Origin of the sequence: Corynebacterium mendelii (assembly GCF_017307055.1) — a bacterium.
Taxonomy (GTDB): Bacteria; Actinomycetota; Actinomycetes; order Mycobacteriales; family Mycobacteriaceae; genus Corynebacterium; species Corynebacterium mendelii.
In genome coordinates, this window is sequence record NZ_JAFLEQ010000018.1 from 1 (window position 1) to 10540 (window position 10540).

General features: G+C 56.5%; 7 protein-coding genes. 6 read left to right on the plus strand and 1 reads right to left on the minus strand.

Annotated elements, in window-relative coordinates:
- Positions 1-250 precede the first annotated feature (250 nt).
- Entirely contained in the window at positions 251-1981 is a 1731-nt protein-coding gene (locus JZY06_RS11830) for a glycosyltransferase family protein (protein WP_207279780.1), read from the minus strand.
- Between the two features lie 361 nt (positions 1982-2342).
- On the opposite strand from JZY06_RS11830, the gene glmM reads away from it, so the two are divergent.
- The 6 genes from glmM to JZY06_RS11860 form a co-directional block, all read left to right on the plus strand.
- Positions 2343-3686 carry a phosphoglucosamine mutase gene (glmM, locus tag JZY06_RS11835; RefSeq protein WP_207279781.1) on the plus strand — a complete coding sequence of 448 codons (1344 nt, stop codon included), beginning with the start codon at positions 2343-2345 and terminating at the stop codon, positions 3684-3686.
- A 295-nt stretch (positions 3687-3981) separates the two neighbouring features.
- Positions 3982-4659 (plus strand): ABC transporter ATP-binding protein, encoded by a 678-nt coding sequence (locus tag JZY06_RS11840; protein ID WP_207279823.1) that lies wholly within the window; start codon positions 3982-3984, stop codon positions 4657-4659.
- A 35-nt stretch (positions 4660-4694) separates the two neighbouring features.
- Positions 4695-7154: an ABC transporter permease gene (locus tag JZY06_RS11845; protein WP_207279782.1), complete on the plus strand. Its 2460-nt coding sequence runs from the start codon at positions 4695-4697 to the stop codon at positions 7152-7154.
- Positions 7155-7267: 113 nt separating this feature from the next.
- The gene (gene wecB, locus JZY06_RS11850) at positions 7268-8395 is read left to right on the plus strand and encodes a non-hydrolyzing UDP-N-acetylglucosamine 2-epimerase (protein ID WP_207279783.1); all 1128 of its coding nucleotides are present in this window, start codon (positions 7268-7270) and stop codon (positions 8393-8395) included.
- The gene (gene wecC, locus JZY06_RS11855; RefSeq protein ID WP_207279784.1) at positions 8392-9654 is read left to right on the plus strand and encodes a UDP-N-acetyl-D-mannosamine dehydrogenase; all 1263 of its coding nucleotides are present in this window, start codon (positions 8392-8394) and stop codon (positions 9652-9654) included. The genes wecB and wecC overlap by 4 nt, the downstream gene beginning before the upstream one ends.
- A gap of 11 nt (positions 9655-9665) precedes the next feature.
- Positions 9666-10540, plus strand: an 875-nt coding sequence (locus tag JZY06_RS11860; protein ID WP_207279785.1) for a glycosyltransferase family protein, incomplete at its 3' end; no start/stop codon positions are given.

Consider the following 10540-nt stretch of genomic DNA (forward strand, 5'->3'; position numbering starts at 1 on the left):
ACGCACTACAGCCGGGGACACTACATGTTGGGGCAGCCACCCAGACCCCAAACCTGGACACAACATGACTATGCACACTTATCTAAGTAGAGCCGACTTTTTACGGCTCTTCGTAATTTAGAGCACGTAGAGCTTCTCCATTAGTAGTCCGGAGTGCAGCAGTGGCTCTAAGACCTATTGAGAACATAGAGCCATTTCATTTCCGACCAACTAGGAATTTTGGCAGTATTCTTAAGATTTTAATCTATCTCTAAACCATTACATGTACTGTTATATCATCAAAAGAAATTACCCTAGAATTCGCTAGGAATTCATTGTCAGGTCGACGCCATGTATGCCCTTCCCCTCCCCGGATACGGATGAAGTTGAACCTGTCGGCCGTATAGATTCGCCCCTCGGCGGCAACCACCGAACGTAAAAAAGCCGTGTCCTCACCGGTAGATACATCTAGAAACCTGTGTTTCTGTGCGGTTTCACGAGGGAAGACAAGCGTTGGTCCGGCGACAAAATGGGTGAATTTGTGTTCGCGTTCGGGTGAGGTCAATGCAGTGAGGCCTCGTTGCTCAAGCCACGTGAAATGGGCCTGCTTGCCCACGACATCGGCGGCACTGAACATCAGGGCGTTGAGCTGGTCTTCCAGATAGTGTGGCCCGTAGATATCGTCGTCGTCCCATTTGGCAATCACCTCGCCATCCGAGGCGTCGACCAGTCTGTTCAGGCAATGCCCCAGTGAGTCCCCCGAATCACCTTCTAGAACAACTACATCGTCCAGACCCAGCTTTTCCGCTTTGTCTTTGATCCCTTCGGCAGGGAAGCCGTGAGCGAGAATGCACAGCTGCAGGTCAACATTGACTTGGGCAGCAGCCATATTGAGGACATGGTCGATCTGTTGTTTTCGGATCGTGGAGCAAATTACGGAGACCTTGGGGTGGTGACGCTTCTTCGCTTCGAGGCCGACCGCTTCCAGGACAGTATCCACACGGTGACCGTAGGTGTGCTCAGCCCAGATACGCCGGGCGGCCAGATGGTTCATTCTGTCACGCAGCTCCGGGCTTTTGACCAGTGCCCGCAATGCGTTTTCAGCATCTTCCGGGTTATCGACGACGGTGAGTTCTTCTGCCGGGAAAAACTCGCGCACCGCAGGACTGGGAGTCGTAACTACCGAGGTACCGCACGCGAGAAGCTCGAATATTCTGCGGGCACACATAGATGGTGAATCGACCACCGAGTTGACGTTCAAAAACACTTTGTAAAGCCTGTATGCCGAGAGCATCTTCTGGTAGTCGACACTGCCGATCACATGCTTCGACAAGGGTTTGGGGAACTGGTAGCGCTTGTCGCGACCAAGAAAGCGAGAGAAAATTTCTAGTCCGGTGTCCATCTCCCGGCGGGCACTTGCTTTGGACGCAGCACCCAAAAGCAGTTTCATTTGTTCCCGGCGCTCGGGGTATTTATGTGCGAAATACATGCCGGCAAAGGCAATGTCGCGGGTGGCGTGACCAAACTCCGGACGTACAGGGCTGTGGATGGCCGGCTGCGCGGCAAAGCCCAGGACCCCAACGTTGTCGTGTCCGAGGTGTTTTTTGTAGTCATCCACTTTATTGACGTCTGTGGTGAATACGTGGTCGAACAAGGCTGCCGTCTGGATGAAGTCCTCGAAGTGTACCGGGTCTTCCTTGTTCCAGAACACTGTCGGGATCCCGCGTCTGCGGCTTTCTGCCACCATTTCTTTGAGCTTGTCCCACGGCTTCGGAGTCAGAGCATACTGCCAGGCATCATTGTTGCCGTGCCACGCGGATTCGATGAACACCATGTCAAGGTCATCCAACTGGTCGCGCCACTGTCCGGGCTTGAGAAGAACCTGGTGCCACTCTGGGGCAAAAGCCTGTTCCGAGAAACTGTCGAGAATAACCCCGACACGCACGTCCCTTTGCTGCGCCGGGTTCACGATCGGCCGCCATGGAAGGAGGTGGGATACCATAGCTTTGCCTTTGAATTCACCGGCCCGGGTGGTGCGACGGAAACGCCGGGGCCTGAGTGCTCTACGGAGAGCCCGCGGTTGCTCTCTTTCGGCCACGAACCGTGCGATTATTTCTTTGACTACCGGAGGGCCTTCGCTGCGAACACGTTTGAGGGCTACAGCAATTCGGTGGCGGGTAATCAACATCGGAAACCTTCTGGATGGGGGCTAGGGAGGAACTCGGAGGCTCTCCTCCCCATTGTTTCATGTCAAGGATTTTCAACGACAACTACCGGAAACGACACCGTTGTTCGGTTGAGTAGCAATCCGGCTGATCGCCCGCGGATCAACCCCGGTGGCCGGGGTTGGCATAATTGGTTCCATGACTCGTTTATTCGGAACCGATGGCGTACGTGGAAAAGCAAACAAAACCCTAACTGCTCCTCTGGCGCTCTCACTGGGAGCCGCAGCCGCACATGTTTTGACAGGTGGCAAAGGTACAGCGAAGAGGCGGCCGACCGCAGTTATTGGAAGGGATCCGCGTGTATCCGGCGAGATGCTTGCCGCAGCTTTGGCTGCAGGTATGGCCAGCAAGGGCGTGGATGTGCTTCGCGTCGGTGTCATTCCGACACCGGGAGTGGCTTTTTTGACCGACGACTATGGCGCAGATATGGGTGTTGTGATTTCTGCATCACACAATCCCATGCCCGACAACGGCATCAAGTTCTTTTCGGCCGGTGGACGCAAACTCCCCGACGAGGTCGAAGACCAGATCGAGGCAGCCATGAACACTCTGCCACCGACCGGCCCCACCGGCCACGGTATTGGTCGTGTCATTGAAGAAGCCCACGATGCTGAAGAGCGTTATCTCGCCCATCTGCAAAGAGCTGTCCCGCAAAGTTTGAAAGGCATCAAAGTTGTGGTGGACTGCGCCAATGGCGCCGCATATGATGTGGCACCCCGCGCCTACGAGCAGGCCGGCGCAGAAGTTATAGCCATCCACAATGAGCCCAACGCCTACAACATCAACGAAGGTTGCGGATCCACACACATAGAACAGGTCAAAGCTGCTGTTGTTGAGCATGGAGCCGATATCGGCCTGGCACATGACGGGGATGCTGACCGGTGTCTTGCCGTGGATGCCAACGGCAACGAAGTCGACGGCGACCAGATCATGGCGATCCTTGCCCTGGGGATGAAAGCAAACGGTGAACTGCGCAAGAACACTCTTGTTGCCACCGTCATGAGCAATCTCGGGTTGAAACTCGCCATGGAGGAAGCAGGTATCACGCTACGTACTACGACCGTCGGAGACAGATACGTGCTGGCCGACATGAATGCCGGCGGATACTCACTGGGTGGGGAGCAATCCGGGCACATCATCATCTCCGACCACGGAACCACAGGCGACGGAGTGCTGACAGGTCTGATGTTGATGAACCGGATGGCCGAAACCGGGAAACCCATCGCAGAGCTCGCCAAAGCCATGACTGTCCTGCCGCAAATTCTCATCAATGTGCCGGTTCGCGACAAGTCGATAATCATGTCATCGGAATCAGTGAAGGAAGCCATGACAAAAGCCGAAGCGGAACTCGGCGCTACCGGGCGTGTACTCCTGCGCCCCTCCGGCACAGAAGAATTGTTCCGTGTCATGGTTGAGGCAGCGGACAAAGACACCGCCCATAAGGTCGCCGGACGCCTGGCAGCTGTCGTCGCAGAGGTGTAACTCACCAATCCCCTGGAAAGAGAGCACTTTTGGGGATATCGACTCTGAATCAACCTGTCGGTGTCGCTCAGTGCCACCGCGGTATCGACCGGCTTTGTCCCGTTGATGCCGGTCTTAAGGCTGGCCCAACGCCTGGACGGCGAAAGCGCCGATCGACCAACCGGTAAGGTTCAGGTTGATTGCCATGCAAGCCGTGGTGCACGTTTCCGTCGGGTTTTCCATCCGGCATGCACCCCGACTTTCGTCGAAGACGCTGGGAGATTCCTTGTCCGTGGAAACCACTCATGAACCGGTGATGACCGCCCAACACCTCACCAAGGTTTTCGGCAGCGGCGATGCCGCTGTAAAAGCTCTGGATGATGTGTCGCTGACTTTGCCAAAGGGTCGGTGGACAACGCTGATGGGGCCGTCGGGTTCAGGGAAAACAACGCTTCTGCATTGTTTGGCAGGGCTGTCTGTTCCTGATTCAGGGCGAGTGGCGCTGCACGGTTCTGGTTCAACAACAGTACTGAGCGAACAATCCGAAGGTGCCCGTGCAAAACTCAGGCGCAACCGGATCGGTGTTATTTTCCAGGAATTCAACCTGGTTCCGGTTCTCAGCGTCGCAGACAATATCAAGCTTCCCATGCGTTTGGCCCACACAAAGATCGGGCGCGACTGGTTCGATGAAGTGACTGGTCGGTTGGGAATTGCGGGAAGGCTGAAGCATCTGCCTCACCAGCTGTCGGGTGGTCAGCGCCAACGGGTGGCTGTTGCCAGGGCATTACTTCCGCGACCTGACATTATCTTTGCCGATGAGCCGACCGGAAATCTGGACAGTTCAACCACAGCTGCTGTTCTCGATCTGTTTCGCGAAGTGACCGACGGATTCGGACAGACTCTTGCCGTGGTAACCCACGATCCCGAGGCAGCCCGGCGCGGGGACTTTCTCATCAATGTGAGAGATGGCCGCATAGTGGGGGACACACTGTGATCCGTCTTGCATTTGGACAACTCCGCCACCGCGGAGTGCGATACCTTTCTCTTCTGTTTGCCATTGTCGCGGCGGTTGCGCTAACTGTAGCTACAGCCGCCATCACCCAGTCACTCAAACAATCAGTATCCGATGTGTTTGCGGTGACGTATCCGGACGACAGTGTGGTTGTCGGGGTACGCGGCACTCCGGAGCAATTTCCTGATCCTGTGGGAACCGTAACCACAGTCCCAGGTGTCTTGTCGGCGGTATTCGACAGAACAACACCGGCATATCTTTCCAATGGCGGTTCGGCGTACCGCCCGGTTATCGCCCAATCGATTACCGACGGCCCCCTGCAGTGGCGAGACATAACCAAAGGCCGGCTCCCGGCTGCCCCCGGTGAGGTCGCAACCACTGGGGATGAACCGGTGGGTTCACAGGTGAAGGTCAAAGCTCCCGGCATGGAAGACGATGATCCGGTGACGGTCGTCGGGCATATTCAACCGTCCGGTGTGGAGCAGTTCTCCGGTACGGAAGTTGTCGCCGCAGTCCCGGGGGTTCTGGCCCGGTGGGATACCGGTGGCTACTCGGGTGAAATCAGAATTGCCGTGGACAGCAGCTCCTCCGCCCAAGATGTTGCACGTTCCATTGCAGAAAGTATTGATCCTTCACTGGCCTCCACGGTTATCACCGGTTCCGAGCGTTCCACCTCGTTGGCCGACCGCTATCTGTCGAAACGTGACAGGTATTTCGTTTTGTTGGCTGTGTTTGTCCTGGTGGTTGCGGCCACTGCCCTACTGGTCATTTTCTCCGCTTTTTCGGTCGTCACCGGTTCCAGACGACGGGAGTTCGCACTGTTGCGTTCGGTCGGTGCTTCTGCCCCGCAGCTGGTGTCGGCTGTTGTGTGTGAGGCAATCGTTCTTGCCGGACTCGGTGCACTGATCGGTATGCCGGTCGGCATCTGGTTGTCGGGGACAGCTGTCAGACACGCCTCGGCACTGGGTGTGGATGTGCCACTGACACTTTCTGCGATACCGTCTGACGTATTAGTCGTTGTGGCGGTTGCGGCTGCAGCCGTTACCTGTGCCGCAGCAGTTGTTCCCGCGGTCATGGCCGCCCGGCAGCCCATTGTTGATTCACTGGCAGCGCACGAAGCCGGAGGAACATCAACGTTGGTTGGTGGTGCCATGCTGGCTGCAGGTGGTCTGGTGACGGCAACCGGATTGTGGTTGACCACAGCGGCAGGTGATTTCCATGGTTCCCGCGGTGTAGCGGCTGTTGTCGGTGCTGCTGTCGTTCTGGTTTTCGGATTGTGCGTCGTGGCTGCCGTTCTTGTGCCGGTGATTGTGTCAGCATGCGGGAGACTTTTCGCTCGTACCCCCTTTGTTGGATTGCATCTGTCGGCTTCATTTGTGGGCAGACAGATTCAGCGTTCTGCTGCACTGGCGGCAATTGTCTTTGCCGGGGCGGCACTCATTTCCGCTGTTGTCTACGGACAGGAAGTTGTCTGCGATCATTTGCGGGCTTCTGCTGAAGTCAAGGGTGATACAGACATTACGGTCAGTGGTGTGGATGAACCGCTGTCCGGCGAGTTCATCGATCGTCTGCGGACTGCTCCCGGGGTCACTGGGGTGGTGGCACCACCGGTAGCCACCATTACCGGACCCGATGGCCTGCAAACCAACGCGCTGGCATTGCCGGAGGAGGAAACCGCACGCTTCATCCGTGGTGGCCAAGGGGTGGGGCCACAACCCGGTCAACTTGTTCTCGGCCTGGCTTCCCCACTGCGCCAATACCTCAAAGATGACTCAACCGCAGAAGTCACTTTCTTCGAGCACCAGAAACTTAACGTGTCTGTTGTCTGGCAGCCGGTGACTGTCGATCTTGTCTCCCCAGAGCTTTTCGACCGGGCGCGGGCAGGCCAGTTGGAACGCAACAATATTCCGGCCGCGGCTGCCCCTCCTGTGCCCACCCCCGTTGCTTTGATCGCCACGGATCTGTCGGCGACCAGTGATGCCAGCAATCCCACGGTTGATGCTGTGACCACGCTTGCCGCCAACAGTGAACAGCGGATATCCGTCAGCGAACGTTTTAGTGCCCGGAACCAGGTCGCACAATCCGCCGACCGGTTGGTCACGATGGCAATACTTATGACACTTGTTGCTTTGATCATTGCGGCTACCGGTATCTTCAACACTGTTTTCTTATCGGTCCGGGAACGTGCACGCGACAGGCGCCTGCTCTCCAGTCTCGGGGTTACAGCAACCGGGCTCAATTCGATCACTGCCGGTGAGACCCTCTTCCTGGCGGCACCATCAGCGGTTTTGGGTGCTGTCGCAGGTACAGTGACCGGCTTGTGGGCCGCACGTTCCATCACCGGTTCACCGGATCCGTGGGGTTGGCCGGACCAGGTGGGAATGATCGTTTACGTCATCGCCGCTACAACAGCAACCGCCTGCCTGGCAGCTGCCTTTGCTCTTGTTACACAGCGCAAAAGTGCAGCCACAAATTAGGGACTGCTTAAAAGAAACATGTAAGGGCATACGTGTAAACTAAAAGCCCATCAGGGACCTTCCGCGCCCATGACACCCAGCCCAGCCCAATTTCCGGAAGGAGGCCGTCGACCATGGTCAAAAAACGCCTCGGCATCGTCTACGGCACCCGCCCGGAATTCATCAAACTGTGGCCCATCATCAGACAGCTGCAGGATGACCCGGACTTTTCGACCGTGACGATCTGCACTGGTCAGCACCGTGAAATGCTGGATGTTATCCACAACACTTTCGGTTTCACACCGGATTATCACCTGTCAGTTTTCCAGAAAAACCAGCATCTGACAGATCTGTCGGCGAAACTGTTCAGCAGTCTCGGCAGCACACTCCGGAAACTTGATCTGGATGCAGTTGTTGTTCAGGGTGATACAGCCACCACTGTCATCGGGGCGCAAGCGGCTTTTTACACCGGTCTCCCGGTCATCCATGTCGAAGCCGGCCTGCGGACAGATAAACTGCGTAATCCGTTCCCGGAAGAAGCCAACAGACGCTTGGTCACCCAGCTGGCGGATTTGCATTTGGCCCCCACCCAGCTGGCCCGTACCCGCCTGCTGGCGGAAAAGGTTCCCGAAAGCCGGGTTGCGGTTACCGGGAATACGGTCATTGACGCACTGAGCATGCTGGAAAACACCCCGGTCCATTTCGAGGATCCGCGGGCTGAAGAAGTTGTTGAATCAGCCAGTCCTTTTCTTCTGGTCACCTGCCACCGCCGGGAGAACTGGGCGCAACTACCTCAGGTGGCTCAAGCCCTAGACCATATCGCAGCCGAGTTTCCCGAGTGGCGGATTCTTCTTCCGGTCCACGGCAATGAAGATCTCAGACGATCATTCGAAGCTCTCATCGACCGGCACAAAACCGTGGTTCTCACCGGTTTTCTCGGGTACCCGGAATTCTTGGCTGCCCAAAAGGCTGCCCGTATCGTGCTCAGTGACTCCGGTGGGGTCCAGGAGGAATCCCCCGCTTTCGGTACCCCGGTGCTGTGCATGAGAAAATTCACCGAACGGCAGGAAGCCGTTGATGCCGGTTGCGTAACACTGGTAGGCACTGACACCGATGCAATCGTTGAGGCTTTCACACGGCTTGCAACGGATCCCGGCGCATACGCGTCAATGGCTCACGCCGCACACCCCTACGGTACCGGTGATGCTGCGGTGCGCAGCATTGAGGCAATCCGCACCATGTTCGACAAGAGGACCGCATGAGTGAAACACAATCACCGGCCGAGGAGACGATCACCGTGGTCGGATTGGGCTACATTGGTCTGCCGACAGCGGTTGTCCTCGTCAACAGCGGCTTCACTGTCCATGGTGTCGACATCTCTCCCCGTACGGTGGACGCTGTCAAAACCAAAAAACTACCCTTTCATGAGCCGAATCTTCAAACCATGCTTGAAACAGCCGTGGACAGTGGGCGGTTGTCTGTCTCTGGCGAAGTCGACTCATCTGATATCTACATTATCGCCGTTCCCACCCCTGCTCTGGCGGACCACAGCCCCGACCTGACTGCTGTCAATGCTGCAGTCGACGCCATTATGCCGGAGCTTTCCGGCGGTGAATTGGTGATCATTGAATCCACAATCCCTCCGGGAACCGTTCAATCGGTCAGCGAACGCATCCGTGCCGGTCGACCCGATCTAGATGGGGGCAGCGCGAAGCCTGTGCTTTTCGCCCATGTTCCGGAGCGTGTTCTGCCAGGCAAAATTATGCAGGAAATCCGGGAAAACAACCGTATTATCGGCGGATTAACCCCCGAGGCCACGGATAAAGCCATGGGAGTGTATTCCCGTTTTTGCTCCGGCAAGATTTATCAGACGGATGCCACCACCGCCGAGCTGTGCAAATTGGCGGAAAATTCCTTTCGTGACGTTAATATCGCGTTCGCCAATGAGTTGTCGATGATCTGTGACGGCCTGGGAACAAATGTGTGGGAACTGATCCGCCTGGCCAATATGCATCCCCGCGTCAATATCCTCAAGCCCGGTGTCGGAGTCGGTGGCCACTGCATTGCCGTGGATCCCTGGTTTATTGTTGCAGCCGACGAAAGCAATTCCCGGCTGATAAAAACCGCCCGCGAGGTCAACGACTCGAAACCGTTCTGGGTAACAGAACGCATCCTCGATGAACTGGACAAACACCGCACGGCAACAGTCATCGTGTTGGGGCTGACATTTAAACCCGATGTCGATGATGTGCGTGAAGCCCCCGCTGTGACAATTGTCGAGGCTTTAGCTCGTAGCACTGCTGTAGACCACATCCTCGTCGTCGATCCTAATTTAAGCGCCCTTCCACCCCGGTTGCGGGATCTTCCTGCCGTTGAGCTACGTGATCTCGACGATGCCCTGGCACACGACGGTGTCATCTGTCTCGCTGTCGCCCACCGAGAATTCATGTCTCTGCCTCTGCACCAGCTTGCAGGTCGTGGTCTCGTTGATGCCTGTGGGCTGAATAATCCCACCGGATAGGTGCAGCAGGTATGCATGTTCTGCTTATCACCCAGTACTGGGAACCCGAACAGGGTGTTGTCCAGCGTCGTTGGCGTTGGATCGGTGGTGACATTGTTTCCGCCGGACACGGTTTGAGTGTTGTTGCCCCGCCGCCCCACTATCCCGGTGGGAAGCTGATTTCACATGCTCCGGAATACCAGGCCGGCAGCATAACAACCGATGACAGAGGAATTACGGTCTACCGCGCGCGGTTCATTGAACACGACAAGTCGATTGTCAGCCGGGTCAAAGATCAGGCTGTGATCATGGTTTCCGAGTTTTTTACTGCGCGGAAAGCTATTCGGAAAGCCAGAAAACAAGGTATCCCGATAGATGTCATTGCATGCACGGTCCCGGCGCTGCCCTCTGCGGTCGTGGCATTTGCTCTCGCAAAGACAAATCGGCTGCCGTTTGCCGTTGAATTACGGGATGCCTGGCCCGAAATCCTTGACTACATGGACCAGTGGCGCGATCCAACACAGGGGGAACCAAAACTTGGCAGGCGGGTGAAGCTTTATTTATTCCACCGCTTCCTTGGCACATGCGGCAGCGTTCTCGATTGGGTGCTCAAACACGCCGATGCTGTAATCACAACCACAAAAACTCTTGCAGAACTTGAGAAAACAAAAGGCTGCCGCAATGTCGTTGCGGTCAGGAACAGAGCAAACGGAGGTGTGCCAAACTGCAATGTGTATCCGGTTCGCGGTGATGGGCCGCTCCGGGTGCTGTACGCGGGCACGGTCGGCAGAGCCCAGGGGCTGAGAAACGCCATCAAGGCTCTTCAGCTTGCCAGAGACGAAGGCGCTGACGTGATCATGCGGATTGTCGGTGGCGGAGTACATCTTAAGCCAGTGAAAAAACTGGC